The organism is Pedococcus sp. P2_E4, from assembly GCF_056403935.1.
The window spans coordinates 32,757-58,930 of sequence record NZ_JBFUEO010000012.1; the positions used below are offsets into that span (position 1 = coordinate 32,757).

Annotated in this window: 29 protein-coding genes and 1 pseudogene; 24 read left to right on the plus strand and 6 right to left on the minus strand. The window is 72.3% G+C overall.

Features of this window, described 5'->3' with window-relative positions; genetic code table 11:
* The 12 genes and pseudogenes from cysT to trmD all read left to right on the plus strand — a co-directional run bounded on the left by cysT (window position 1) and on the right by trmD (window position 9,699).
* Complete coding sequence (gene cysT / locus AC1DV7_RS08105; protein WP_477596360.1) at window positions 1-882, plus strand: sulfate ABC transporter permease subunit CysT; 882 nt, start codon at window positions 1-3, stop codon at window positions 880-882.
* Window positions 879-1,685 (plus strand): sulfate ABC transporter permease subunit CysW, encoded by an 807-nt coding sequence (gene cysW, locus AC1DV7_RS08110; RefSeq protein ID WP_477596364.1) that lies wholly within the window; start codon window positions 879-881, stop codon window positions 1,683-1,685. Before cysT ends, cysW begins: the two co-directional genes overlap by 4 nt.
* Window positions 1,682-2,335: pseudogene (locus tag AC1DV7_RS08115) on the plus strand (sulfate/molybdate ABC transporter ATP-binding protein); the annotation flags it as partial. The gene cysW and the pseudogene AC1DV7_RS08115, both read left to right, overlap by 4 nt.
* Window positions 2,336-2,365: 30 nt before the next feature.
* A complete protein-coding gene (locus AC1DV7_RS08120; RefSeq protein WP_477596474.1) occupies window positions 2,366-2,692 on the plus strand; it encodes a TOBE-like domain-containing protein in 327 nt (108 codons plus the stop codon).
* Window positions 2,693-2,760: 68 nt separating this feature from the next.
* Window positions 2,761-3,225 carry an RrF2 family transcriptional regulator gene (locus AC1DV7_RS08125; RefSeq protein ID WP_477596366.1) on the plus strand — a complete coding sequence of 155 codons (465 nt, stop codon included), beginning with the start codon at window positions 2,761-2,763 and terminating at the stop codon, window positions 3,223-3,225.
* The gene (locus AC1DV7_RS08130; protein WP_477596368.1) at window positions 3,222-4,763 is read left to right on the plus strand and encodes an SDR family NAD(P)-dependent oxidoreductase; all 1,542 of its coding nucleotides are present in this window, start codon (window positions 3,222-3,224) and stop codon (window positions 4,761-4,763) included. The genes AC1DV7_RS08125 and AC1DV7_RS08130 overlap by 4 nt, the downstream gene beginning before the upstream one ends.
* Window positions 4,760-5,764 carry a phosphotransferase enzyme family protein gene (locus tag AC1DV7_RS08135; RefSeq protein WP_477596370.1) on the plus strand — a complete coding sequence of 335 codons (1,005 nt, stop codon included), beginning with the start codon at window positions 4,760-4,762 and terminating at the stop codon, window positions 5,762-5,764. Before AC1DV7_RS08130 ends, AC1DV7_RS08135 begins: the two co-directional genes overlap by 4 nt.
* Before the next feature lie 201 nt (window positions 5,765-5,965).
* Complete coding sequence (gene rpsP / locus AC1DV7_RS08140) at window positions 5,966-6,526, plus strand: 30S ribosomal protein S16 (RefSeq protein ID WP_477596372.1); 561 nt, start codon at window positions 5,966-5,968, stop codon at window positions 6,524-6,526.
* A 2-nt stretch (window positions 6,527-6,528) separates the two neighbouring features.
* The gene (locus AC1DV7_RS08145; RefSeq protein ID WP_056915145.1) at window positions 6,529-6,771 is read left to right on the plus strand and encodes an RNA-binding protein; all 243 of its coding nucleotides are present in this window, start codon (window positions 6,529-6,531) and stop codon (window positions 6,769-6,771) included.
* A gap of 127 nt (window positions 6,772-6,898) precedes the next feature.
* Window positions 6,899-7,744: an alpha/beta fold hydrolase gene (locus AC1DV7_RS08150; RefSeq protein WP_477596374.1), complete on the plus strand. Its 846-nt coding sequence runs from the start codon at window positions 6,899-6,901 to the stop codon at window positions 7,742-7,744.
* An 87-nt stretch (window positions 7,745-7,831) separates the two neighbouring features.
* Window positions 7,832-8,473, plus strand: a complete 642-nt coding sequence (gene rimM / locus AC1DV7_RS08155; protein WP_477596375.1) for a ribosome maturation factor RimM — start codon at window positions 7,832-7,834, stop codon at window positions 8,471-8,473.
* Window positions 8,474-8,475: 2 nt separating this feature from the next.
* Entirely contained in the window at window positions 8,476-9,699 is a 1,224-nt protein-coding gene (gene trmD / locus AC1DV7_RS08160; RefSeq protein ID WP_477596377.1) for a tRNA (guanosine(37)-N1)-methyltransferase TrmD, read from the plus strand.
* Here trmD and AC1DV7_RS08165 read toward each other — a convergent pair.
* Window positions 9,683-10,522 (minus strand): ceramidase domain-containing protein, encoded by an 840-nt coding sequence (locus AC1DV7_RS08165; protein WP_477596379.1) that lies wholly within the window; start codon window positions 10,520-10,522, stop codon window positions 9,683-9,685. The two genes, trmD and AC1DV7_RS08165, sit on opposite strands and share 17 nt — an antisense overlap.
* An 80-nt stretch (window positions 10,523-10,602) precedes the next feature.
* Complete coding sequence (locus AC1DV7_RS08170; RefSeq protein ID WP_477596381.1) at window positions 10,603-11,361, minus strand: ABC transporter permease; 759 nt, start codon at window positions 11,359-11,361, stop codon at window positions 10,603-10,605.
* Window positions 11,362-11,550: 189 nt separating this feature from the next.
* On the opposite strand from AC1DV7_RS08170, the gene AC1DV7_RS08175 reads away from it, so the two are divergent.
* The 12 genes from AC1DV7_RS08175 (at window position 11,551) to AC1DV7_RS08230 (ending at window position 21,658) form a co-directional block, all read left to right on the plus strand.
* Complete coding sequence (locus AC1DV7_RS08175) at window positions 11,551-12,621, plus strand: LacI family DNA-binding transcriptional regulator (protein ID WP_477596383.1); 1,071 nt, start codon at window positions 11,551-11,553, stop codon at window positions 12,619-12,621.
* 53 nt (window positions 12,622-12,674) lie between these two features.
* The gene (locus AC1DV7_RS08180; protein ID WP_477596384.1) at window positions 12,675-12,899 is read left to right on the plus strand and encodes a hypothetical protein; all 225 of its coding nucleotides are present in this window, start codon (window positions 12,675-12,677) and stop codon (window positions 12,897-12,899) included.
* Window positions 12,900-13,209: 310 nt separating this feature from the next.
* Window positions 13,210-13,569 (plus strand): 50S ribosomal protein L19, encoded by a 360-nt coding sequence (rplS, locus tag AC1DV7_RS08185; protein WP_477596386.1) that lies wholly within the window; start codon window positions 13,210-13,212, stop codon window positions 13,567-13,569.
* Window positions 13,570-13,640: 71 nt separating this feature from the next.
* The gene (lepB, locus tag AC1DV7_RS08190; RefSeq protein WP_477596388.1) at window positions 13,641-14,384 is read left to right on the plus strand and encodes a signal peptidase I; all 744 of its coding nucleotides are present in this window, start codon (window positions 13,641-13,643) and stop codon (window positions 14,382-14,384) included.
* Entirely contained in the window at window positions 14,381-15,433 is a 1,053-nt protein-coding gene (gene lepB / locus AC1DV7_RS08195) for a signal peptidase I (RefSeq protein WP_477596390.1), read from the plus strand. The genes lepB (AC1DV7_RS08190) and lepB (AC1DV7_RS08195) overlap by 4 nt, the downstream gene beginning before the upstream one ends.
* A gap of 4 nt (window positions 15,434-15,437) precedes the next feature.
* Window positions 15,438-16,184, plus strand: a complete 747-nt coding sequence (locus AC1DV7_RS08200) for a ribonuclease HII (protein ID WP_477596392.1) — start codon at window positions 15,438-15,440, stop codon at window positions 16,182-16,184.
* A complete protein-coding gene (locus tag AC1DV7_RS08205) occupies window positions 16,181-16,498 on the plus strand; it encodes a DUF2469 domain-containing protein (protein ID WP_477596394.1) in 318 nt (105 codons plus the stop codon). The genes AC1DV7_RS08200 and AC1DV7_RS08205 overlap by 4 nt, the downstream gene beginning before the upstream one ends.
* Window positions 16,499-16,649: 151 nt before the next feature.
* On the plus strand, window positions 16,650-17,021 hold the full coding sequence (locus tag AC1DV7_RS08210; RefSeq protein ID WP_477596396.1) for a YraN family protein: 372 nt from the start codon (window positions 16,650-16,652) through the stop codon (window positions 17,019-17,021).
* On the plus strand, window positions 17,018-18,553 hold the full coding sequence (locus AC1DV7_RS08215; RefSeq protein ID WP_477596398.1) for a YifB family Mg chelatase-like AAA ATPase: 1,536 nt from the start codon (window positions 17,018-17,020) through the stop codon (window positions 18,551-18,553). The genes AC1DV7_RS08210 and AC1DV7_RS08215 overlap by 4 nt, the downstream gene beginning before the upstream one ends.
* Entirely contained in the window at window positions 18,550-19,671 is a 1,122-nt protein-coding gene (gene dprA, locus AC1DV7_RS08220; RefSeq protein WP_477596400.1) for a DNA-processing protein DprA, read from the plus strand. The genes AC1DV7_RS08215 and dprA overlap by 4 nt, the downstream gene beginning before the upstream one ends.
* Before the next feature lie 79 nt (window positions 19,672-19,750).
* The gene (locus AC1DV7_RS08225) at window positions 19,751-20,641 is read left to right on the plus strand and encodes a tyrosine recombinase XerC (protein WP_477596476.1); all 891 of its coding nucleotides are present in this window, start codon (window positions 19,751-19,753) and stop codon (window positions 20,639-20,641) included.
* Between the two features lie 231 nt (window positions 20,642-20,872).
* Window positions 20,873-21,658 carry a DUF3152 domain-containing protein gene (locus AC1DV7_RS08230; protein WP_477596402.1) on the plus strand — a complete coding sequence of 262 codons (786 nt, stop codon included), beginning with the start codon at window positions 20,873-20,875 and terminating at the stop codon, window positions 21,656-21,658.
* A 48-nt stretch (window positions 21,659-21,706) separates the two neighbouring features.
* Here the strand turns inward: AC1DV7_RS08230 and AC1DV7_RS08235 are convergent, their stop codons facing one another.
* The 4 genes from AC1DV7_RS08235 to AC1DV7_RS08250 all read right to left on the minus strand — a co-directional run bounded on the left by AC1DV7_RS08235 (window position 21,707) and on the right by AC1DV7_RS08250 (window position 25,917).
* Complete coding sequence (locus AC1DV7_RS08235; RefSeq protein ID WP_477596404.1) at window positions 21,707-22,354, minus strand: murein hydrolase activator EnvC family protein; 648 nt, start codon at window positions 22,352-22,354, stop codon at window positions 21,707-21,709.
* A gap of 126 nt (window positions 22,355-22,480) precedes the next feature.
* Entirely contained in the window at window positions 22,481-23,638 is a 1,158-nt protein-coding gene (locus tag AC1DV7_RS08240; protein ID WP_477596406.1) for a pyridoxal phosphate-dependent aminotransferase, read from the minus strand.
* A gap of 22 nt (window positions 23,639-23,660) precedes the next feature.
* Complete coding sequence (locus tag AC1DV7_RS08245; protein WP_477596478.1) at window positions 23,661-24,896, minus strand: MFS transporter; 1,236 nt, start codon at window positions 24,894-24,896, stop codon at window positions 23,661-23,663.
* Between the two features lie 157 nt (window positions 24,897-25,053).
* Window positions 25,054-25,917, minus strand: a complete 864-nt coding sequence (locus tag AC1DV7_RS08250; RefSeq protein WP_477596408.1) for an SGNH/GDSL hydrolase family protein — start codon at window positions 25,915-25,917, stop codon at window positions 25,054-25,056.
* Window positions 25,918-26,174 lie beyond the last annotated feature (257 nt).

A 26,174-nucleotide genomic window follows, 5' to 3' on the forward strand; every position in this document is an offset into this window, starting at 1 on the left:
ATGACGGCCACGGCAACCACGCGCAGGGACGGCACCTCGACCTCCGAGGTGGCGTCCCTGCCGCCGCGTCCCGAGAGCCCTCGCCAGCGCCGCGCCTTCGGCCGACCGCTCGGTGTCGGCCTGGTCGGCCTGTGGCTGAGCGTCATGGTGCTGCTCCCGCTCGCAGCCCTCACCGTCACCTCGTTCGGCGAGGGCTGGTCGGGCTTCTGGTCCGCGGTCACGGCGCCCGTCGCCCTGGCGTCGCTGCGGGTCACCGTGCTCGCCGCCGCGGTGGTGGCGGTCATCAACTCCGTCATGGGGACGCTCATCGCCTGGGTGCTGGTGCGTGACGACTTCCGGGGCAAGCGGGTCGTCAACGCGCTGATCGACCTCCCGTTCGCGCTGCCCACGATCGTCGCGAGCATCGTGCTGCTGTCCCTCTACGGGCCGAACAGCCCCATCGACATCCACCTCAACGCCACGCAGCCCGGACTCGTCGTGGCGCTGGCATTCGTCACGCTGCCGTTCGTCGTGCGGTCGGTGCAACCGGTGCTCATCGAGGCGGACCGCGAGGTCGAGGAGGCCGCGGCCTCGCTCGGTGCGTCGAACTGGACGACCTTCCGGCGGGTCGTGCTGCCGACCCTGGCGCCGGCGGTCATCAGCGGCACCGGGCTGGCCTTCGCCAGGGCCATCGGCGAGTACGGCTCGGTCGTGCTCATCGGCGGCAACATCCCGCGCGAGACCCAGGTCGCGTCGCAGTACATCCAGCAGCAGATCGAGATCGACCGACCCGTCAACGCCGCTGCCGTCTCGGTGGCGCTGCTGGCGATCGCGTTCGTCACGCTGTTCGTCCTGCGGCTCGCCGCAGGTCGCGCGCAGCGCCGTGAGGAGGAGTCGGCGTGAGGACCTCGACACCGGCCCGGCTGGGCCTGCGCGCCGTCGCCCTGGGCTACCTCGTCGTGCTGCTCGCCGTGCCGATCGTGCTGATCCTCTGGCGCACGTTCAGCCCAGGGCTGGGGGAGTTCCTCGCCTCGGTGCAGACGCCGGCTGCGATCGCGGCTCTCAACCTGTCGCTGCTCATCGTGGCGATCGTGGTGCCGCTCAACGTCCTGTTCGGGGGGGCGACCGCGCTCGCCCTGGTGCGCGGACGGTTCCGCGGCCGCGGGCTCATCCAGGCCGTCGTCGACCTGCCGTTCGCGGTGTCGCCGATCGTCGTGGGCGTCTCGCTGATCCTGCTGTGGGGCGCCGGCGGCTGGTTCGGTGGGGTCGAGAGCCTGGGCTTCCGCGTGATCTTCGGGCTGCCGGGCATGGTGATCGCGACCCTGTTCGTCACCCTGCCGTTCGTCGTCCGCGAGGTCGAGCCGGTGCTGCACGAGATCGGCACCGAGCAGGAACAGGCCGCCGCCACGCTGGGCGCCAGCTCGTGGCAGACCTTCTGGCGGATCACGCTGCCCGCCATCCGGTGGGGACTCACCTACGGGGTCGTGCTGACGATCGCGCGGTCGCTCGGCGAGTTCGGCGCGGTCATCATGGTCAGCTCGGGCTTCCCCGGCGTGTCCCAGACGCTCACCCTGCTGGTCCACTCGCGCTACATCGACGACCACAACACGTATGGCGCGTACGCCGCCTCGACCCTGCTCATGGGCATCGCCGTGCTCACCCTGCTCGGCATGACCCTGCTCGACCGCAAGAGGAGCACGACATGATCACCGTGACCGGTGCCAGCAAGAACTACGGCTCGTTCGCCGCACTCGACGACGTGACGCTCGACATCCCGGCCGGGACGCTGACCGCCCTGCTCGGCCCGAGTGGCTCGGGCAAGTCGACGCTGCTGCGCTCGATCGCCGGGCTCGAGCACCTCGACGGCGGCCGCATCGTGATCGGCGGCCGCGACGTCACCGGGGTCGCGCCGCAGAAGCGCGGGATCGGCTTCGTGTTCCAGCACTACGCCGCCTTCAAGCACATGACCGTGCGGGACAACGTGGCCTTCGGCCTCACCATCCGCAAGCGACCCAAGCACGAGGTCGCGCGCAAGGTGACCGACCTGCTCGAGATCGTGGGGCTCGACGGTTTCCAGCACCGCTATCCCGCCCAGCTGAGCGGCGGGCAACGCCAGCGGATGGCCCTCGCCCGGGCGCTCGCGGTGGACCCCGAGGTGCTGCTGCTCGACGAGCCGTTCGGGGCGCTCGATGCCAAGGTGCGCGCCGACCTGCGGCAGTGGCTGCGCCGGCTGCACGACGAGGTGCACGTGACCACGGTGCTCGTGACCCACGACCAGGAGGAGGCGCTCGACGTCGCCGACCGGATCGCGGTGCTCAACAAGGGGCGCATCGAGCAGGTCGGGGACCCGGTGTCGCTCTACGACCGCCCGGCCAACGACTTCGTGATGTCCTTCCTCGGGTCGGTGGCACGGCTGGGGGGCCAGCTCGTGCGACCCCACGACATCGCGCTCGACCGCAGCCGCGAGCGGGCGAGGGCACTCGACGCCCGGGTGGGCGGGTCACCGGGCGTCATCGAGGCCGTGGTGGAACGCGTCGTGCGCCTCGGGTTCGAGGTGCGCATCGAGCTGCGGGCCGACTCGGGGGAGCGGTTCGCCGCGCAGGTCACCCGGGCCGAGGCAGACGAGCTCGCCCTCGTGCCCGGCGAGACGGTGTTCGCCCGCACGACCCACGCGCCCGACGGGGCAGAGACGGACCCCGCCCTCGCCATCTGAGCGGCCAGGCCTGGGCGCGCTCCCGGACCGCGTGCGGCGGGTCCCGCGCGATACGACAGAATGCGCACGTGGACATCTCGGCGCGCACGGAGTATGCGGTGCGCGCCATGCTGATCCTCGCCGAGGCGGCGACGGAGTCGGCCGGCCCGGTGAGCGTCGAGACGCTGGCCTACCGCCAGACCCTGCCGCGCAAGTTCCTCGAGGCCATCGTGTCCGACCTGCGTTCCTCGGGACTCGTCAAGAGCACCCGAGGCGCTCGCGGCGGCTATGCGCTCACCCGTGAACCGCGGGACATCTCCCTGGGCGACGTGTTCCGGGCCGTGGACGGGCCGCTCGCGGAGGTGCGCGGCCTGCGGCCGCACGAGACCGCATACGAGGGGGTCGCCGAGCACCTCCCCACCATCTGGGTCGCGGTGCGCGCGAGCCTGCGCTCGGTCCTCGACGAGACCAGCCTGGCGGACGTGCTCTCCGGTGAGCTCCCCGAGCGGGTCGCCGCCCTCGCGGCCGACCCTGACGCGTGGCGCAGCCGGTGACCCCCGAGACCCGGGGCGCCGACGGCGCCGAGGGCACTGGTCGTCCTGACGGCATCGACCCCGCGGACCTGGCGACGGCGCTGCGGGTGCTCGAGCAGCTGCCAGCCCTCGACGCCGACCACCCCGACATCCAGACGGTCAAGCGGGCAACCGGCCGGATGTACAAGCAAGTACGCAAGGCACGCCGCCGCGAGGCCAAGGCGCCCCAGATCGAGCACGACGAGGCGCTGCTCGCCCAGACCGCGACTGGCTCGCCGATGCGCATCGACGACGAGACCAAGGGCATCCTGCTGACGGTGCCGCCGGTCGGTGCCACGGTCGGCGAGCTGCTCAAGCCGCGCGGCTGCTACATCTGCAAGGCCGACTACACGACCGTCGACGCGTTCTACCACTGGCTGTGCCCCGACTGCGCGGCCACGAGCCACGTCAAGCGGGACCAGCGCGCCGACCTCACCGGCAAGCGGGCCCTGCTCACCGGGGGTCGCGCCAAGATCGGCATGTACATCGCGCTGATGCTGCTGCGCGACGGAGCCCACCTCACCATCACCACCAGGTTCCCGCACGACGCCGCGAGACGCTTTGCGGCACAAGAGGACTCGGCGCAGTGGATCGACCGGCTCAAGGTCGTGGGCATCGACCTGCGCGACCCGACGCAGGTGGTGGCCCTCGCCGACGAGGTCGCCGCGGCCGGCCCGCTCGACATCCTCATCAACAACGCGGCCCAGACGGTGCGGCGCTCGCCGGGCTCCTACTCCCACCTCGTCGACGGCGAGTCGGTGCCACTGGAGCGCGACGTCACCTATCCGGAGCTCGTGACCTTCGACCGGATCAGCGACGCGCACCCGGCCAACCTCATCGGTACCCTGCGCGACCAGAAGGTCGCCCACCACGAGGGCGAGTCCGAGCAGGACGCAGCCCTGGCGCTGGCGCAGCGCTCCGCGGCCTCGATGACGTCGATGGCGCTCACCGCGGGCCATGCCAGCCTCGAGGCGCACGTGGCCGGCACCGCGGTCGACGCGGGCGGGCTGCTGCCGGACACCCAGCGCAACAACAGCTGGACCCAGAAGGTCGAGGAGGTCGACCCCCTCGAGCTGCTCGAGGTCCAGCTGTGCAACGCGACCGCGCCGTTCATCCTCGTGTCGCGGCTGCGGCCGGCGATGCGGGCAGCGGTGGCGGCCGGGGCGCGGCGGGCGTACGTCGTCAACGTCTCGGCGATGGAGGGCCAGTTCTCGCGGCGCTACAAGGGCGCCGGCCACCCCCACACCAACATGGCCAAGGCCGCGCTCAACATGCTCACGCGCACCAGTGCCGGCGAGATGTTCGAGACGGACAGGATCCTCATGACCGCGGTCGACACCGGATGGATCACCGACGAGCGCCCACACCACGAGAAGCTGCGCATCGCCGCCGAGGGCTGGCACGCGCCACTCGACCTGGTCGACGGGGCCGCGCGCGTCTACGACCCGATCGTCCGCGGCGAGGCCGGCGAGGACCTCTACGGCTGCTTCGTGAAGGACTTCGAGCCCAGCCCTTGGTGAGCGGGGCCGGGGGACCGGCTGGGCTGCGCGAGCTGGCCGAGTGGGCCAGGGCGGCCTTCGGGCTCGGCGAGGGGACCCCAGCGTTGCGGCCGGCGGGCCGCGGCGCCGAGGCCCGGGTCTACCTGCTGGAGGTGGGTCCCGCCCGGTACGCCCTCAAGCAGCCCTTCGGGACGCTCGACGAGCAGGGCGTCCGGCGGGAGGCAGCCTTCCTCGACCACTTCGCCCGGGCAGGGGTGGAGGTCCCCGTGCACCAGGTCGATGCGGACGGGCGCCATGTGGTGCCCGTGCCCCGGGAGCTCGGCGGAGGCGTCGTCCGCCTGAGCCGGTGGGTCGAGGGTGAACCCGTGCGCGTACCCACGGCCGACGTCGCGGGTCCGCTCGGCGTGCTGCTCGGCGCGCTGCACGTGGCTGCGCCACCGGCTGGTGGGGATCCCGGTCCGTGGTACACCACCTGCCCGGACGACTCCACCTGGGACGACCTGCTCCGCCGCAGCGCTGGTATGCCGTGGTGCGATCCCCTCGAGGCGCGCCTCCCGGATCTGGCGCACCACGGCGCCCTCGTCCGGGCAGCGGGGCCGCCTTCCGGTCCGCTGTTGGTTGGGCACCGGGACCTGCACCCCGAGAACGTCCTGCGAGCACCCGACGGGGCGTTGCGGGCCCTCGACTGGGAGGACGCTGGTCCCGTCGACCCGGGCCGCGAGCTGGCCAAGGTCCTGGTGCAGTGGCACGTCGACGGTGGCACTGTCGACGTGCAGGCCGTGCGGACGACCGTGGCCGCGTACCGGGCCGCAGGCGGTCGCGGGCGCGTCGATGGGCCCGGGGCCTTCGCCATGGTGCTGAGCACGGAGCCGAACTTCCTCGCCGCCCAGGTGGAGAGGGCGCTGGACGCCAGCCTGGCCGACGACCTCCGTCAGCACGCCGTCGGGGAGGTCCTGGAGTCGCTGGGCTACCTGCCCACTCCCGCGGCGCTGGAGGCGGTGCTTGCCGCCGCGATGGGGTGAGCTGCACCGCATACCCTGCCCGTATGGCGCGGGGCACCGCGCGTGGTCAGGGCACCCCCGCGGGTCTGGCAGAATGGTCGGCTGTACACCTTTCGGCTGGGCCCTCTTTCCCGGCTGGATGCCTACCCCGAGTCTCGGCTCCCCGCGTGTCCCCACCGGTCTTGCCGTGCTCACCAACCTGAACAAGGAGTGACCACACACGTGGCCGTCAAGATCCGTCTGAAGCGCATGGGCAAGATCCGTGCACCGTTCTACCGCGTCGTCGTCATGGACTCGCGCACCAAGCGCGATGGCCGGGCCATCGAGGAGATCGGCAAGTACCACCCCACCGAGGAGCCGTCGCTCATCGACATCAACGGCGAGCGCGCGCAGTACTGGCTCGCCCAGGGTGCCCAGCCCACCGAGGCTGTCGAGGCCCTGCTCAAGATCACCGGCGACTGGCAGACCTTCAAGGGTGAGCCCGGCACCGAGGGCACCCTCAAGGTCAAGGCTCCCAAGACCTCCAAGAAGGACCTCTACGAGGCTGCGCTGGCTGCCGCTGGCAAGTCCGGCGACGCGGGCACCGACGGCGCCACCACGCCGAAGAAGCGCGCTGCCAAGAAGGCCGAGGAGCCCAAGGCCGAGGAGCCCAAGGCTGACGAGCCCAAGGCTGACGAGGCACCCGAGGCCAAGGCTGAGGCGACCACCGAGGCCGACGAGCCCAAGGTCGAAGCCGAGGTGGCCCCCGAGGCTGCCGAGGCCGACGCCGCGGACAAGGCCTGAGCGTGCTCGAGGAGGCGCTCGAGCACCTCGTCAAGGGCATCGTCGACCACAAGGACGAGGTCGCCGTGCGACGCAAGGAGCTGCGCCGCGGTGAGGTGCTCGAGGTGCGCGTGCACCCCGAGGACCTCGGTCGCGTGATCGGCCGATCGGGTCGCACCGCCAGTGCCCTGCGCACCGTCATGGGCGCCCTGGCCGGCGGACACACGGTCAGGGTCGACATCGTCGACACCGACAAGGTCCGCTGAGGCGCCGCACGCGCCAGCCAGGCACCACTGCCGAAGGGCCGCCGGGATCTCCCGGCGGCCCTTCGTCGTTCCCCGCAGACCTGGGCATTCGGCTGCACGGGCGGCCTGCGGGGCGTACCTTCCGCCCATGGAGCGGATCCCCTTCAGCGTGCCGGCACAGCCCGGGCACCTCGGCGGCTGGCGAGCGGGGAGCGGGGCGCCGGTGCTGCTGCTCCACGGCGGCCCCGGCCTGTCCTTCTCGTACCTCGACGCCCTGGCTCTGGAGCTGGCCGACGACTACGAGGTTGCCTTCTTCCAGCAGCGCGGCCTGGAGCCGTCGGCGACCCAGGGGCCGTTCACCGTCGCCCAGGCGGTCACCGACGTCGTGGCCGTCCTCGACGGGATCGGCTGGCAGAGCGCCTGGGTCGTGGGGCACAGCTGGGGCGGGCACCTGGCCTTCCACGTCGCCGCCGCAGCGCCCGAGCGCGTACGCGGGGTCCTCAGCATCGACCCGCTCGGCGGCACCGGCGACGGGGGAGCCGCCGAATTCAACGAGGCGATCGCCGAGCGCGCCCTGCCGGAACACCGGGATCGGCTGCGCGAGCTCAACGAGATCGACGACGCGGACTCGACGGCCGAGCTCCAGGACGAGCTGATGCGGCTCGCGTGGCCGTCGTACTTCGCCACCCGCGACGCTGCGCCGCCGATGCCTCCGCTGCAGTTCAGCCTCCCTGCCGGGGCAGGCCTGTTCCCCGATCTGGCCAGGGTGCTGCCGGAGCTCGAGGCGGCGCTGCCCGGGATCGGGGTCCCGGTCGCCGTCTTCATCGGAGCAGGCAGTCCCATGCCGCCCGAGAGCGCGGGGCTGGCCACGGCCGCCGCCATCCCGGGCGCGTGGTCCCACGTGGAGGCCGACGCCGGACACTTCCCGTGGCTCGACCACCCGGGCTGTGTCAACCCTGCGCTCGACCGGTTGACCGGCCGGGCTCCCGTCTGAGGCGCTCGGGCTCCCGTGTGACGCGGTCGGGCCCGAGGCGGCGCGAGGAGTTCGGCGCAGGGCTGCGCACCTGAGAGACTTCTGCCCATGCCCGCCCCCACCGACGCCCTGCTCGTCGCCCGCATCGGCAAGCCCCACGGCCTGCACGGTGAGGTGACCGTCCAGCTGCACACCGACGACCCCGACGCGCGGTTCGCCCCAGGTGCGGTGCTGGCGACCCAGGCGGCTCCCGGGTCAGGGGTGCCGCGGACCCTCACCGTCGCGACCACGCGCGTCCACCGGGGGATCTGGCTGATCGGGTTCGAGCAGATCCCGGACCGCACCGGCGCCGAGTCGCTGCGCGGCACCCAGCTCTTCCTGGACGCCGCGGACCTCACCTCGGAGCAGGACGACGACTCCGAGGGCTGGTACGAGGACGAGCTGGTCGGGCTGGCCGTCGTCGCGACCGACGGCACCGTCGTCGGTGAGGTCGCCGGCCTCGAGACCCGCGCCGTGCAGGACCTCATCGTGGTCAGGCTCGCCGGGGGTGGCGAGGCGCTCGTGCCGTTCGTCGAGGCAATCGTCCCCGAGGTCGACGTCGAGGGTGGCCGCGTCGTCATCGACCCGCCCGCGGGCCTGCTCGACCTCAACACCGACACCACCGACACCGACCCCGACTCCACCCACACCGGCACCGACCCCGCCTCCAACTCCGCCGACGCCGGCTCCCACCCCCGCGCCGGGGCGTGACCGTGCGGCTCGACGTCGTCTCGATCTTCCCCGAGTACCTCGCGCCGCTGGACCTCTCGCTGATCGGCAAGGCGCGCCGGGACGGGCTGCTCGACCTGCGGGTGCACCAGCTGCGCGACTTCGCACACGACCGACACCAGAGCGTCGACGACACCCCGTATGGCGGGGGCGCGGGCATGGTCATGAAGCCGCAGCCGTGGGCCGAGGCCCTCGAGCACGTGGTCGCCTCGGGCGCCGACGGCGCCCGCCCGCGGCTGGTCGTCCCCGGGCCGGGTGGTGTGCGGTTCACGCAGGCGATGGCGCGCGAGCTCGCCGACGAGCCGTGGCTGGCCTTCGCCTGCGGGCGCTACGAGGGCATCGACGAGCGGGTCTACGAGTTCGCCGCGCAGGACCTCGGGCTCGGGGTGTCGGTCGTCTCGCTGGGGGACTACGTCCTCAACGGTGGCGAGGTGGCGGTCCTCGCGATGGTCGAGGCGGTCGCCCGGCTGCTGCCCGGGGTCATCGGCAACGCGGACTCGCTCGTCGAGGAGTCCCACGAGGACGGACTGCTCGAGTACCCCGTCTACACCAAGCCGGCGTCGTGGGAGGTGGCTCCCGGTGTCACCCGAGACGTCCCGCCCGTCCTGCTGTCGGGGGACCACGGTGCGATCGCCTCCTGGCGGCACCAGCAGCGGCTCGAGCGCACCGCCGCCCGCCGGCCCGACCTGCTGCACGCCGCGCAGGCGGTGGACGTGTCCGGGCCGGGGGCCGACGGCCTCCAGCGGCTCGACGGTCAGGCCGCCACGGTGGCCGACGCCCCCGAGCTGATGACCTTGGGCCGTGCGTGCTGGGTCACCGAGGCGCAGGCCAACGACTCGCTCACGATCCCGCCGCTGGTCGAGACGCTCGACGAGGTCGTCGCCGCCCTCGCTGACTGGCAGACCTGGACCTGGCGCTCGGGTGGCCGTCTCGTCGCCTCGGTGCGAGGACGCCTCGATGCGGCACAACCGACCGTCTGGCAGATCGGCCGGCTCATGGTGGCCCCCGACCTGCAGGGGCGGGGGCTCGGCCGCGCGCTGCTCGCCTTCGCCGAGGCGCGCGCGCCTGTTGGCGCGACCGCATACCGGCTCAACACGGGGGCACGCAGCGACCGCAACCTGCGCATCTACCGCAAGGCGGGCTACCGGGTGCAGCCGGGCGAGGGGGCCTTTCCGGGCACCGTCGACCTGCTCAAGCCACGCCGCTGACCCGCTCGGCGGCACGCCCGCGGGCCGGCTCGGTGCCGGCGCGCTCGCTGGCGTACAACCGGTACAGGGCGTAGGCCGCCACCGCGCACAGCAGGTGCCACGCGGCGTGTCCCTGCAGGAGCGAGTCGGGGTGGCAGAACCGCGAGCCGTCCTTGGCGAGGTTCCAGATGGCGAACGCCAGCGCCAGTGCCCCTGCCGCCGCAAACCCCCAGCGGGCCTGGCGCGACGCGGCGTCGCGGCGCCACAGGACGAGCTCGCCGGCGAGGGCGAGGAGCAGGAACGCCCCGAACGCCAGGTTGGCGGCGATGTCGACGACGGGCACGTGGCCGGGGATGCGTTCGACGAGCTCGCAGACGGCCACGACCGCGACGAACGTCATCGTGAAGAACCCGCCGCCGCGCCGCAGGACGCGGGTCAGGGCGTACGCGGCGGCGAACGCCGCCACGAGGTACATGCTCAGCAGGTCCAGATGGCCCCCCAGCGCGCTCTGCGTCGCGTGCATCGCCGCGCTCCCGGGCCCGAGCAGGACGACGACGACGCCGTACGCCGCGGCCAGCCCGGGGTGTGGGGCGATCGTCGTCCGTGCCGAACCCGCCCGCCACGCGACGGCCAGTCCCGCGACCACGAAGCCGGCGTTGCTGAAGGTGTTGGCGGGCTGCAGGACCACGGCATCGCGGGCCGCCTCGCAGAACCGGTCACCGCGACCGACGTCCGGACCCAGCCAGCCCTGGACCACGGCGAGCCACAGCAGCAGGGTCGAGGCGACGGCGACCACGACGGCGAGCGCGAGAGGGCGCAGGTCCCGCCGCGCGTCCGTGGGCATGGAGCCGAGTATGCCGCCGGACGGCTCGCGGAGCGGGTCACCGGATCGACCGGCCCCTCGGGGTGCCGCGCGTCGCTCGTCTAGTCCACCAGGGTCGTGGCGAGGTCGGCGGGCACCAGCAGGCGACGGGCCACCAGGTGTTCCGCGACGAGCACGGTGACGGTCTGGGCGGCCATGATCCCGAAGAGCACCAGCACCTGTGCCGTGGCTGCCTGGACGGGCGTCCCGCCGCCGAGCATCACACCGATGAACGCTCCTGGCAGCGTGACGACCCCGGTGGTCTTGACCTGGTCCAGGCCGGGCAGGAGGGCCTCGGGGGCGCGGCGGTGGATGATCTCGAGCACGGCCTGGCGGGGGAGCAGGCCGAGGGACAGGCAGGCCTCGTACTGGCTGCGCTCCTCCCTCAGCGCGGCGAACGCCCGGCGTCCCACCAGGGTGTGGGCCGTCATCGCGTTGCCGACGATGATCCCGACGACCGGGATCAGCGCGATGCCCTTCGCCGGGATGGTTCCGGTGCCCAGGACGACAGCCACGACGGGCAGGACGCCGGCCGCCATCGCCAGGGCCGCCCATCGCCAGGCGCGCGGCGCCTCGACCCGGCGGCTGGTCGTCAGGACCCCCATCGCGAACATCACGCCGACCAGCGCGACCGACAGCGGCAGGCTGTCCACGACCGCGGCGATCAGCAGTGCGGCGATGCCGAGCTGGGCGATCGCGCGGACGGCAGCCACCAGCACGGGGCGCACCAGGCCGTACCCGGCGACCTGGTGCGCCGCCACCGCGATGAGCAGCAGCAGGACCAGCGCCAGCGCGACGGGCCATCCGGGGTCGATGCTCACAGGCGTCACCGTATGCGGCGGCGGCCCGTGGGGTGTGCGGACGCCGGCGACGACTCTGCTCGGAAATGGTCCGGCCGATCGGGAATGTTTTCTGTATCGTTCTACTTGAACGATTTAGTACAACGATCCAGAAGCAGTTCCAGACCGAGCCGGACCTGAACCGGACACCCAAGAAGGAGGCCAGAAGCCATGGGGAACGTCACCCTCAAGTCCGTCGCCGAGGCAGCCGGCGTCTCCATCTCGACGGTCTCCAACGCCTACAACAAGCCCGACCAGCTCTCGGCCGAGGTGCGCCAGCGCGTGCTCGAGACCGCCAAGGCCCTCGGGTATGCCGGGCCCAACCCGGCCGCACGCAGCCTGCGGTCCCAGCGGGCCCGCGCCATCGGCCTGGTCTTCACCGAGCGGCTCAGCTACGCGTTCTCCGACCCTTACTCGGTCGGGATGCTGGCGGGGCTCGCCGAGGTCGCCGAGCAGTTCCAGACCGGGCTGCTGCTGATCCCGCTGATGCCGTTCGACCCCGAGCGCCCCGACGAGGTGGAGGCGAGCGCCGAGGCCATGCGTGCGGCGGTCGTCGACGGCGTCCTGGCCTACTGCCTCGACATCGGCCACCCGGCCCGCGAGATCGCCGTCGAGCGGGGCCTGCGGATGGTCGCCACCGACGACAAGGACCCCCGGATGGACGGGCTGGTGCTGATCGACGAGCGCGGTTCGGCACGGCAGGTCGGCGAGCACCTCCGGCTGCTGGGCCACCGCAACGTCGGCATCGTCGTCGACAGCAAGGTCGACTCGCCTGCCGTGGTCGAGGTCGACGACGTGAAGCACCGTTCCATGTCGTTCTCGTGGGACCGCTACGACGGCTTCCGCGAAGGGCTCGGACCCGACGTCACGGTGCGGACCGTGGCGCCCCCCGGCCACAACTCGGTCGAGGCCGGACGGGCTGCAGGCGCCTACCTCCTCGACCGCCACGACCGGCCCACCGCGATCATCACCGTGAGCGACGTCTTGGCCCTCGGCGTCCTCGAGGCGATGCGCCAGCGCGGCCTCACACCCGGTCGGGACGTGTCACTGTCCGGCTTCGACGACGTGCCCGCGGCGGCCGACGCCGGCCTCACCACCGTGCGCCAGCCGATCGCCGAGCGTGGACGGATCGCCGGTCGCATGCTCCTCGACCCCGACTACACCGAGCGCCGCATCGTGCTCCCCACCGAGCTCGTCGTGCGGTCCAGCACCGGACCTGCCACGACGCCACAGACGCGCTGACGGACCCGTCAGCGTCAAACAACAGCACCATCGCACCCCGAAGGGAGAAGGACATGAGCGACTACATCGCCCTCACCATCAACAGCAACGCAGGCGCGGCCCTGGCCCGGTCGGCCCGGCCGGACGCCCCCGTCGTCGACGACGGCTTCAGCACCCGTCCGGCTCGCGGGACCGTGCGCCGTTCGTTCGCGACCACGTTGCGCAGCACGGCGTCGGTCCAGCGCCGCTGGGCCGACCGGATCGACCCGGCCTGCCGTCCGGCGCACGCTGGCGCCTGACTGGCGGGTCGCGGCGCCGACACCGCACCGCGAGCCCCCACAGGGGCGGGTATGCCGCGTGGCCCGGCCACGCGGCATACCCGTGCCTGCCACCCCCAGGCCCGACCGGCGCCGACGGATTTCGGCCGGGAGGCCTGCCCGTGGCAGAATGGCTCCTCGCGCCCGCGTGACCAGCGACCCCTGCCGCAGGGGGAGTGACCGGGCAGTGTCCCGACCACGTGGTCGGTCACGCAACACGGCGCGAACCACCATCAGCAGCACCACCAACACCCTGGGCGACCTGTGGCGCCGAGAAGAAAGCGAATCTGCCATGCAGCGTTTCGACGAGATCGACAAGGCCTCCCTGCGCGAGGACATCCCGGCCTTCCGCGCCGGTGACACCGTCAACGTCCACGTCAAGGTCGTCGAGGGCACCCGCTCGCGCGTCCAGGTCTTCAAGGGCGTCGTGATCCGTCGCCACGGTGGGGGCATCGGCGAGACCTTCACCGTCCGCAAGGTCTCCTTCGGCGTCGGCGTGGAGCGCACCTTCCCGCTGCACACGCCGATCATCGACCACATCGAGCTCGTCACCCGCGGTGACGTCCGTCGCGCCAAGCTCTACTACCTGCGCGACCTGCGCGGCAAGGCTGCCAAGATCAAGGAGAAGCGCGAGACCACTCCCGCCAACTGAGCGGACTGATCTCCCGTCGTGGGGTGTCCCCGCACGCGCCCACCCAGCTCTGAGAGTTAGGCTCCGGATCGATGAACCCCGGACCGGTACCACCCCAGCAGGACCCGGCCGCCGCGTCAGACGTCTCTGACGCGGCGGCTGCGTCCGAGCGCCCCCAGGGCGGCCCCTCGTGGCTGCTGCTCGCGGGCATCTCGCTGGTCGTGATGATGCTGGTGCGGGGTTTCTTCGTTCAGTCGTTCTACGTCCCCAGCGGGTCGATGGAGCCCACGATCGAGCCCGGCGACCGGATCCTGGTCAACAAGCTCATCGACGGTGACGCGGTGCGCCGAGGCGACGTCGTCGTCTTCGACGGGACGACGACCTTCGCCGCGGCCGACCGCACCCCGCACCAGTCGGACGGCATCGTCGGCAGCGTCGTCGGCGGTGCCGCCAACCTGATCGGCGTGGACCTCGGCGAGCAGGACTTCGTCAAGCGGGTCATCGGCCTGCCGGGTGACCACGTGGTCTGCTGCGACAGCGGCGGCCGGCTCACCGTCAACGACGTCCCCCTGACCGAGCGCTACCTCCACGAGGGGGATGTGCCCAGCGACCTCACCTTCGACATCATCGTCCCGGCCGGCCGGCTGTGGGTCATGGGCGACCACCGCAGCAACAGCGCCGACTCGCGCGCCCACCTCGGCGACCCCGGCGGCGGCACCGTCCGGATCGCAGACGTCGTGGGCCGGGCCGGTGCGACCTACTGGCCCTTGACGCGGATCGGCGGGTTCGACACCCCCGCCTCGATCGCCGACATCCCCCGGGTGGCGGCCCAGTGACCGGTCACGAGGACCGCGGCTCGGCCACGGCAGGGTCGGCGGCGGCCGATGGCCTCGCCACCACGCCGCCCACGACGGATGCGCCCGGCGTCACGGACGCCCAGCCCGCGGACGCGGGGCCCTCGGACGCGGGGCCCCCGGGGCCCGGTGGACTCCAGGTGCTGGGCGCGGCGGTCAAGGAGTTCGCGATCGTCGTCGGCATGGCGCTGGTCCTGTCGTTCATCGTCAAGACCTGGCTGATCCAGGCGTTCTACATCCCCTCGGGGTCGATGGAGAACACCCTCCAGGTCAACGACCGGGTCATCGTCAGCAAGCTCACGCCCGGCCCGGTCGACCTCAAACGGGGCGACATCGTCGTGTTCGCCGACCCCGGCGACTGGGTCGAGGCGCCGGTCGTGCAGCAGCGTGGACAGCTCACGACGTTCGTCCGCGAGACGCTGACATTCGTCGGCCTGCTGCCTGACACGGCCGAGAACCACCTCATCAAGCGCGTCATCGGCCTGCCCGGAGACCGGGTCGTGTGCTGCGACGAGGGTGGCCGCCTCACGGTCAACGGCGAGCCCGTCAAGGAGCCGTACATCCACGAGGGCGACGCAGCGAGCGAGCGCGACTTCGACATCACGGTCCCGAGTGGGCGGGTGTGGGTCATGGGGGACCACCGCTCGGACTCCTCCGACTCGCGCTTCCACGACAGCCCCGACGACGACGGCAGCCAGGGTTCGGTCGACGAGCGGCTCATCGTGGGGCGGGCCGTGGCGCTCGTGTGGCCTCTCGACCACCTGGTGTGGCTGTCCAACCCCACCGACACCTTCGCCCGCGTGCCTGCGCCCTCGGCCACCGACCCCGCGCAGCCCCAGCAGTCGCCCACGACCGCTCCCGGTCAGAGCACCTCGCCGGCGACGACTGAGGGCGGTGGCGAGGCGCCCGGTGGCGACGCGCCCCCCACCGTCGGGTCGCCCGCCACTGTCGGGTCGCCCGCCACCGTCGGGTCGCCCGCCACCGTCGGGCTGGGCCCGCCGCCCACCCCCCGGGACCACGGGGGAGACTGAGGTCGTGCCCGCGTCGTCAACCACTCGTCGCCCGGCTCCCGGTCGGCGGCCGAGCCTGCGTGTCGAGCGCGCCCTGCAGCGCGACGGACACCGCGTGCTCGCCGGCATGGACGAGGTCGGTCGTGGTGCCCTGGCCGGACCGGTCAGCGTGGGCGTCGTCCTCATCGACGAGAGCTGCCGCAGTGCCCCCACCGGCGTCAAGGACTCCAAGCTGCTCACCCCCGCGGCGCGCGTGGCCATGGTGCCGCGGATCCGCCGCTGGGCACTGGCCTACGCGGTCGGGCACAGCTCCCCGGCCGAGATCGACGAGGTCGGGATCATCGCCGCCCTGCGGCTGGCCGGCTGCCGTGCGCTCGCGTCGGTGGGCGTGACCCCGGACCTCGTCATCCTCGACGGCAACCATGACTGGCTGACCGCCCCCGACGAGGTCGGCCTGTTCGCCTTCGCGTCGCAGACCGCTCCCGTCACGCCGCCGGTGACCACGATGATCAAGGCGGACCTCAAGTGTTCCTCGGTCGCGGCCGCCTCGGTGCTGGCCAAGGTCGAGCGCGACGGACTGATGATGGCAGCGGCGCCCGCGCACCCGGCATACCACTGGGACGAGAACAAGGGGTATGCCGCGCCCGAGCACCTCGCGGCGCTGGAGGCGCACGGCGCCACCGACCTGCACCGCAGGTCGTGGCGGCTGCCGGGTGTCGGGGGAGAAGATGGGGACCTAGGGCCAGTGGAGCAGGAGATGAGCGCGCGATGAGTTCAGAGGACCTCGAGAAGTACGAGTCCGAGATGGAGCTGCAGCTCTACCGCGAGTACCGCGACGTCGTCGGCCTGTTCTCGCACGTGGTCGAGACCGAGCGCAGGTTCTACCTGTGCAACTCGGTCGACGTGAAGGTGCGGTCCGACGGCGGTGAGGTCTACTTCGACGTCACCATGCAGGACGCCTGGGTCTGGGACATCTACCGGCCGGCCCGGTTCGCCAAGCAGGTGCGGGTGGTGACCTTCAAGGACGTCAACGTCGAGGAGCTGGCCAAGTCCGACCTCGAGCTGCCCAAGGGGTCCGGCTTCTAGGTCACCCGCCCTCGGGCTCGTCGTGCGGCCGCATGGCCCGCGCTCCGCTGCCGACGGCGTCGCTGTCCACAAGGCGCCTGCCGACGCGCCCCCGTCCACAGGTTCACTCACGCCAGTTCTGTGCCCGTGCATCAGCCGGTTGGCTCGGGGCATGGCAGAACGAACGGACCCTCGACGGACGCTGGGTCGCTATGGCGAGCGGCTGGCGGCGCGCTACCTCGAGGACTGCGGCATGCAGGTCGTCGACCGCAACTGGCGGTGTGTCCACGGCGAGCTCGACCTGGTGGCCCGCGACGGCGACTGCCTGGTGTTCTGCGAGGTCAAGACGCGACGCAGTGTGCGGTTCGGCGACCCGTTCGAGGCGATCACGGCAGCCAAGGCAGCACGGCTGCGCAGGCTCGCGGTGGCCTGGTTGCGCGAGCACGACACCCACTCGGGACGCATCCGCATCGACATCGTCGGGGTGCTCCGCCCCGCGGCCGGCCCGGCCGTCGTGCGCCACCTGGTGGGGGTGCAGCCATGAGCTTCGGCACGACCCGCTCGGTGACGCTGGAGGGCCTGACCGGGTCCGTCGTCGAGGTCGAGGCGCACGTCTCCAGCGGGTTGCCGGCGTTCATGCTCGGCGGCCTGCCCGACACGGCCTGCGCCCAGGCGCCCAACCGGGTCAAGGCCGCCACCGCCAGCCTCAACCGGTCGCTCGCGCAGGAACGCATCACGGTCAACCTGTCACCGGCCTCGATCCCCAAGAACGGCAGCGGGTTCGACCTGCCCATCATCGTCGCGGTCCTCGCGGCCCTGCGGCTCCTGCCCGTCGACAAGGTTGCCGGTGTCGTGCACATCGGCGAGCTCGGTCTCGACGGCACGATCCGCCGGGTTCGGGGTGTCCTGCCGGCGGTGCTCGCATCGGTGCGTGCCGGCCACCTCGACGTCGTCGTGCCGGTGGAGAACGCCGCCGAGGCTGCCCTGGTGCCCGGGGTGCGGGTCCACGCCGTGCGACACGTGGCAGACCTGGTGGCTGCCTACGAGCGGCCAGGCCCACTGGCAGTCGGCGTGGTGGGCGCCACCCCGGTGGCTGCGGTGGACCCGCCTGCGCCGCCCGACTTGGCCGACGTGATCGGTCAGGAGGAGGCGCGGCTGGCGCTCGAGCTCGCGGCTGCCGGTGGTCACCACCTGTTCCTCGTGGGCCCACCCGGGTCAGGCAAGACCATGCTCGCCGAGCGGCTCGTCTCGATCCTGCCGCGACTCACCCACGAGCAGTCCATCGACGTGCTGGCGGTGCGCTCCCTGCTCGGCGTGAGTGCCGAGGAGATCGAGATCGGCGGAGCCCCACCGTTCGTCGCGCCGCACCACGGCGCGACCCAGGCGGCCATCATCGGCGGTGGCAGCTCTGCCGTCCGACCCGGCTCGATCTCGCAAGCCCATCACGGGGTGCTCTTCCTGGACGAGGCTCCCGAGTTCTCGACGGGGGCGCTGCAGTCGTTGCGCCAACCGCTGGAGTCGGGGTCGGTGGTGGTCGCGCGGGCACGGTCAGCGGTGCGCTTCCCCGCGCGGTTCCAGCTGGTCATGGCCGCCAACCCCTGCCCGTGCGGTCTGGGCTTCGGCAAGGCGGCGGCCTGCATGTGCACGCCCATGGCCAAGCGGTCCTACCTCGGCAAGCTCTCGGGTCCACTGCTCGACCGGGTCGACCTCCAGGTGCAGGTGCCCGCGGTCACCCGATCTTCGCTAGCCGGCACTCCCGGGGAGGCGAGCGCCGTCGTGGCGACCCGGGTGGCTGCTGCCCGTGACGCCCAGGCCCGCAGGTGGGCCGGGTGCGGGTGGTCTCTCAACGCCCACGTGCCGGGGTCCCGGCTGCGTCGCGGGCAGTGGCGGCTCCAGCGCTCGGTGACCGTCGACCTCGATGCGGCGCTCGACCGTGGTCACCTGACGCTGCGTGGTTACGACCGGGTGCTGCGCGTGGGGTGGACCCTCGCCGACCTCCGGGGCCGGCCGTCGCCGACCCGCGCCGACCTCGGTGCGGCCCTCACGCTGCGCAACCAGGATGCGGTCGCCGCGTGACCGCCACCGACCCGCTGACCCGGGTGCCGGCCGGGGACCGCGCAGCCCGACTGGCCTGGGCTTCGCTCGTGGAGCCGGGCGACATCGCGGCGACGACGCTCGCACGCCAGGTCGGGGCCGAGCAGGCGTTGCACTCGCTCGACGCGGGCACGGCACTCGGACGTCGGGTGGCGCCGCGGCTCTCGGACCTGGACGTCGTTCGTGACCTCGGGGTGGCCGCCCGCCTCAAGGCGAGGATCGTGGTGCCCGGCGACGACGAGTGGCCCACCGGGCTTGACGACCTGGCGGCCCCACCCTGGTGCCTGTGGGTGCGTGGCCCGCTCATCCTCGCCGACGTCTGCGCCCGCAGCGTCTCAATCGTCGGGGCACGGGCTGCGACCCCCTACGGCACACGTCAGGCGGTCGAGCTTGGCTCTGGGCTCGCCGAACGCGGTTTCACGGTGGTGTCCGGGGCTGCGTACGGCATCGATGGTGCGGCCCACCGCGGTGCGCTGACGGCTGAGGGCGACACCGTGGCGTTCACTGCCGGCGGGGTCGACCGTCCGTACCCGCGCGGGCACCAGGACCTCTATGCCCGGCTGGTCGCCGAGGGGCTGGTCGTCAGTGAGGTGCCTCCCGGTTGGGCTCCGACCCGCTCGCGGTTCATCGCCCGCAACCGGCTCATCGCCACGGCCAGCCAGGGGACCGTGGTCGTCGAGGCCGGTCTGCGGTCCGGCTCCCTCAACACGGCCGGCACCGCGGCGGAGCACCACCGGGTCGTCGGTGCGATGCCCGGGTCGGTGGAGTCGGCGGTGTCGGCCGGCTGCCACCAGCTGATCCGCAACGGCGCCGCGGTCCTCGTCACCGACGCCGAGGAGGTCGCCGAGCTCGTTGGTGCGATGGGAGAGGTCGCTGAGCCGCGACGTGGACCGATGCGTCCCGGGGACGACCTCGACGAGGTTCAGGCCGCGGTCCATGCGGCACTGCGGTTTCGGGCTGGGCTGCACCCGACAGAAGTGGCGAGGCGCTCTGGACGATCGGTGGCCGAGGTGCTCTCATCACTCGGGCAGCTCGAGTCGCACGGACTCGTGCGGCGCACCCCGAGTGGCTGGTGCAAGGTGCCGCGGGGGCGAGGCTGACACGGCTGCGGGGTGGCGGCTTGTGCGCAGCGTGGGCATTTGCGACGGTGACGGCGTGAGCGAGGGAGGGCAGGACGCGATGGTCGCTTTCGAGCGCCACCTGCGCAGCGAGCGCGGGCGCTCGGAGCACACCACCCGGGCGTACCTCGCAGACCTGCGGAGCCTGATGGACTTCCTCGCCGCCGAGCAGGACGTCACCGACCTCGCCGCGATCCAGCTGCGCGACCTGCGGGCCTGGCTGGCTGCCATGACCCAACGCGGGGCAGCCCGCTCGACGATCGCCCGGCGCAGTGCGGCTGCCCGCACCTTCCTCGGGTGGGCTGTCAGGACGGGGCGCATTCCCACCGACCCGTCCCTCCGGCTGGTCGCGCCCAAGCGCGCCGGGCACCTCCCCGAGGTGCTGCGCCAGTCCGATGCCGTGGCCCTGTTGGACGTCGCCGCCGTGGCCAGCGACGACCAGGACGCGATGCACCTTCGCAACCGGGCGGCCCTCGAGCTGCTCTATGCCAGTGGCATCCGGGTGGGCGAGCTGACCGGTCTCGACATCGACGACGTCGACCTGTCCACGGGTGTCCTCCGCGTGATGGGCAAGGGCGGCAAGGAGCGCACGGTGCCCTTCGGCGCCCCCGCGCGCGAGGCCCTGGTCGCCTGGCTGGAGCTCGGGCGCCCTCAGGTCCGGACGGAAGCCAGCGGTCCGGCGCTCCTGTTGGGCCGCCGCGGTGGCCGGGCCGACCCGCGCCAGATCCGATCGGCACTCCACGAGCTCCTCACGCACGTTCCCGATGCGCCAGACATCTCGCCGCACGGGCTGCGGCACAGCGCTGCCACCCACCTGCTCGAGGGCGGGGCCGACCTGCGACTCGTGCAGGAGCTCTTGGGGCACGCGAGCCTGGCCACCACCCAGATCTACACGCACGTCTCGGTCGACCGGCTCAAGGCGTCCTATCGGCAGGCACATCCTCGTGCGTGAGCAGGCGGTTCAGGTGCTGGCCGCCACCTCCGGGGCACCCGTGCGGCAAACCCTCGGGCGTGCCGCGACGCGCAAGGCCGCCGATTGCGCGAAACTGGGGGCGCACAGAGTGGCGCGAGCTGCATCGTGCCCGAGGGACCAGACCAGGAAAGGTGCCCCACCGCAGTCGTGAGCGTGCAGACCAGGCCGCACCGGCCCCCAAGCCGACACCGTCGACGCCCGAGTCGACAGGTGCGGCTTCGGCGCACCATCGCGGTGACCGTCCTCCTCGCGCTCGGCGTGACGGGCTTCGTCGCCACCAAGGTGCTGGGTCGTGACGACGTGGCCGCTGCGGTCGACGCCCTCCCGGGGGTCGCTGCCACGGCGCAGACCGCCGGTTCCGGCCAGTCGCCCTCGTCGAGCCCCACCACGCCGAATGCCCAGGACGGCTCCAGCGGCACCGAGTCGGCCCGGCCAGAGCAGACCACGGTCCCTCAGCGAGGCAACGGCAAGATCTCCGTCGTGGCGGTCCCTCGGGTCGAGCCCGCGGCGACAGGACGGACCGTCCGCTACACGGTCGAGGTCGAGGGCGGTCTGGGTGTCGACGCCGCCGAGGTCGCCGCCACCGTGCAGTCAGTCCTCCTCGACTCCCGCGGCTGGCAGAAGGTCGACGGGGTCCGCTTCGTCAACGTCACGCCGGCCCAGGCCAAGGCCGGCGACCACGTCGACATCCGGGTCACCCTGGCCAGCCCGGGGCTCACCGACCAGCTGTGCGCCCCCATGCGGACGCTGTCGCAGGTCTCGTGCTGGAACGGCGAGCGCTCGGTCCTCAACTTCCGACGGTGGGCGCTCGGGGACGACAGCTACGGCGACGACATCGCGCGGTACCGCATCTACCAGATCAACCACGAGGTCGGTCACGGCCTCGGCCACCAGCACCGCTCCTGCCCCGGCAAGGGCAAGCGGGCCCCGATCATGGTCCAGCAGACGTTGAGCCTCGGCGGCTGCGCCCCGTGGCCCTACCCGTCCGGGGCCTGATCGCCCAAGGCGTCGCGGTCACGACGAATCCTGCCGTCGCCTGGGTCGCTACTCCAGCGGCAACAACCTGACTCGTCGGATCCCCAGCAGCTGCAGCGGGTCGACGTAGGTGCGACCCCGCACGGCGCCGAGGTGCAGGCAGGTCTGCGGTGTGCAGTGCCCGGCGACGTCGGAGACCGTCCCGAGGGGATCACCTCGCGCAACCACATCCCCGCGGTGCACGGCCGCGACGACCGGTTCGTAGGTGGAGCGAAGACCTGAGGTGTGCAGCACCGAGACGGTGCCTCGACCGGCGATGACGCCGACGTGCGTGACGGTGCCGGCGTCGACGGCCAGGACTGGCTGACCCTGGTGGGCTGCGAGGTCGACGCCTCGATGGCCGGCTGCGTACCGGCTCGTCGGCGCTGCGAAAGGTCTCGCCACGGCCGGGCGCGGTGCCAAGGGCCAGACCCAGCGGCCGCGCGGCAGCACAACGGGCGAGGTCGACGTCGATGGTGTCTTGAGGAGCTGCGGCGAGGTCGCCGCCGCGCCAGGACGGGGAGCCAGGGCGCCGAGCGCCGCCGGCCGCGCAACGTCGTGGGCGACGACACCGACGGAGGTCGGGGGAGCGGCGCGTGGTGACGTGGGGGGCGAGGTGCCCGACGCCACCAGGAGCAGCGCGGCGAGGGGGACGAGGACTGTTGGTGCGGTGGTCACCCGGACAGCGTCACGTGAAGGGTGGATCGGCTCCAGTCGCTCGAGCCACCCTGTGGAGAGCCGGCGCCCGGGCGGGGGGCCTGTGGACGCGCACGGATGGCAGCGCCACGGCGGGTCAGTAGCCGGTCACAGGCGACCGAGCCGCGCCACCGCCTCGTGCAGGACCTCGTCCCGCTTGCAGAACGCGAACCGCACCAACGTCCGTGCCGCCTCGGCGTCGTCGTGGAACACCGACACCGGCACCGCGACCACGCCTGCCCGCTTCGGCAGCTCGCGGCAGAACGCCAGGGCGTCCTGCGCTCCCAGCGGTGCCGCGTCGGCCACGACGAAGTACGTCCCGTCGGGCACCGAGACCTGCAGTCCGGCCGCCTGCAGCCCGCCGACGAGCAGGTCCCTCTTGCCCTGCAGCGAGCCGGCCAGCCCGGCATACACGTCGTCCTCGAGCCCGAGGGCCACGGCGACGGCCGGCTGGAACGGGCCGGAGCCGACGAAGGTGAGGAACTGCTTGACGGCGCGAACGGCCGCGACGGCTGCGGCGGGGCCGGTCACCCACCCCACCTTCCACCCGGTGGCCGAGAACGTCTTTCCTGCGGACGAGATGGTCAGAGTCCGGTCCCGCATCTCCGGCAGCGTGGCCACCGGGACGTGCGTGGCCCCGTCGAACACGAGGTGCTCGTACACCTCGTCCGTGACCACCCAGGCGTCGAACTCCCTTGCGAGAGAGCAGATCAGGTCGAGCTCGGCACGGCTGAACACCTTGCCGGTCGGGTTGTGGGGAGTGTTGAGGAGCACCAGCCGGGTGCTTGTGGAGAAGGCTGCCCGCAGCGACTCCTCGTCGACGGCGAAGTCCGGGAACCGGAGCACGGACGTCCGGCGCACGGCGCCGGCGAGGGCGATCGAGGCGGCATACGAGTCGTAGTAGGGCTCGAAGGTGACCACCTCGTCACCCGGCTCGCACAGGGCGAGGATCGTCGCGGCAATGGCCTCGGTCGCCCCGACGGTCACGAGCACCTCGGACCGCGGGTCGACCGTGAGCCCGTAGAACCGCGACTGGTGCGTGGCGACGGCGTCGAGGAGCTCCGGCACGCCGGGTCCGGGCGGGTACTGGTTGCGTCCGCCGTCGATGGCCGCCTTGGCCGCGTCGAGCATGGCCTGCGGCCCGTCGGTGTCGGGGAAGCCCTGACCGAGGTTGATGGCCTGGTGCTCGGCCGCGAGCGCACTCATCTCGGCGAAGATCGTGGTGCCGAACGGGACAAGAGCCGGGTTGCCGGGCGGTCGCGACATGCGCCGACTGTATGCCGGGTGCTCACCTCGCGGGGTCGGATGACTTCCCGTCGTCAGACTCAGCCGAGGACTCGTCGGCGTGGGCGATGTGGGCCAGCTGCCGCCACACGAGGGCGAGGGTGACGCCGGAGCCGACGAAGGCGAACCAGAACGGCGCGGTCAGTCCCCATCGCTGCGCCAACACCCCGCCCAGCCCCTGGCCGATGACGAGGCCGAGGAACAGCCCGACGACGTAGACGCTGCCGACCCGCCCCTGGAACTCCTGCGGCACTGCGCGCTGGCGTACGACGCTGGAGACGGTGCCCCAGACGAACGCGTAGGCACCGAAGACGACCATGATCGCGATGGCCAGCCAGCCCGCAGTGGTCAGGGCGAGGGCGAGATGGGTGAGCACCTCGAGCAGCAGACAGCCGCGCATGAGGGTGGCCAGGGGGATGCGGCGTTCGAGCCAGCCGTAGCAGCTCGTGCTGACCAGGCCACCTGCGGCCGCAGCGGTCGTCAGCAGCCCGAACCCGACCTCCCCCAGGTGAAGCCGGTCGAGGGAGTAGAGGACAAGGACCGACCAGGCGGCACCCCAGGTGATGTTGAACGCGAGGATGACCAGGGCCAGCGTCCGGATCGCCGCGTGGCCCAGGAGCCAGCGCAGGCCCTCGGCGATGTCACGCCGGACGTGGCTGTCGGGAGTGCCCCGCACCCCTCCCTTGGGGGTCGCGATCCGGGCCACGAGCAGCACGCTGAGCCCCACGCACACGACCTGGACGACGAACGGCCACGCCATGCCCGCGGCGAACAGGAACGCCCCCAGCGGTGGTCCGACGAGCTGGTTGGCGGTCAGGAAGCCGGCCTGCAGTCGCGCGTTCCCGGTGCCGAGGTCGGCCTTGTCGACGAGCATCGGGAGCAGCGTTCCGGTCGTGGTGTCGGCGAACACCTCGGACACCCCATAGAGGAACATGGCGGCGAGCACGATCGCGATGGACACCCGACCGGTGACGATGGCGACCGTCAGCGCCGTCACGACGAGCGCCCGCAGGAGGTCGGCGACGATGACGACGACGCGGCGATCGAGGCGGTCGGCGATCGCCCCGGCCCACAGGCCGAACAGCAGCCAGGGCAGTCGCTGCAGCAAGGCCGCCAGGGCGACGAGCACCGCGTTGCGCGTCTGCGAGGCGACCAGGAGGGGTCCGGCCGCCAGCGCGATGCCGTCGCCGATGTTGCTGACCCACGACGACGAGAGGAGCCAGCGGAAGCCGTGTCCCATGCGCGGTGGCGCGACGACGTCGACGACCCGGCTGACTGCGCTCACGACCGACCAACCTAGCGAGGGCGTCCGGGGCGCAGCGACCCGGCTTTTCGGGCCGGTCACGCCAGGGAGCCGACGGCACGATCAGAGATCGCGTGAGAGATCGCGTGAGGAGTCACTTCACGTCGGCGAAACCTGCCTTGGCGATGACGGCGGCGATCTTCTCGTGGCCAGCCGCGTCGGGGTGGATCCCGCCCAGGCCCGGCGCCTTCGACCCGGAGGGCCCGTTGAGGGCCGGCAGCAGGTCGACGCAGACGGCCTTGTGGGCCCTGGCCACCTGGCACGTCGAGGCGTTCAGGGCCTTCAGGGCCTTGGTGAACATCGCGTGGAACGCTGCGGTCTGGGTGTCCTTGTCGAAGCCCCAGGCGTCGGCGAGGTCGTCGGTCTCCCACGTCGTGTCGGCGTAGGCCACGACCCGCACCCCGGCCATGGATCCGGCGCGCAGGGCCGCGATCTCGTCCAGTGCCTTGCCGATGGTGCCGACCACCGCCGACCGGTTCTCCTCGAGGCAGGCGGCCCCGGGCCAGTGGCAGGGGCCCTGCCAGTCGTTGTTGCCGACCTGGATGGTGATGATGGCCGCCTTGCCGATGGCCTCGCGCATGGCGCGGTCGGTCTTGACGCTGAGCAGCATCGAGGCCGACGTGACGTCGTTGTTGTAGGCCATGTTGACCGCGGTCACCGGTCGGCCCAGGGCCTTCGTGGCCAGGTCCGCCAGCACCAGCACGTAGCTGCGGCAGAAGTCGCCCATGGTCTTGCACGGGCCACCCGCGCCGGGGACCGAGTCGCCCAGCCCGAGCAGGATGGTCCCCGAGGGGAGTCCGGTCGCGGTGGGGGACGCAGCCGCGGGCGTGGACGTGGAGGGCACCGGTCGAGAGGAGCTCGAACGGCCCGGTTCGGGCGTGACCGCGGCGCCGCAGGCCCCGGCCAGCAGCGACGCCAGGGCGGCGGCCCCGAGGGCCTTCACGACGCGGCGCGTCATGTCCGTGATCATCGGGTCTCCGGGCGGCGCCGCACATCGGGTTTTCGGCGTAGTCGCCGATTTCGTCGCCGGGGCCCTCAGCACGTACGATGGACGACGGTCATCGTGTGCTCGCACGCGAGGACCTAATTCGCGCGTCTTCCCACCTGTGACGAGGAAACCTCCGAACAGGCGCGCACCACAGCAGTCCGGCGAACATGCCGGTGGGGTGCGTCGCAGGCGCCAGGCAGGACACCGTCACCGATGGCGGAGTCCGA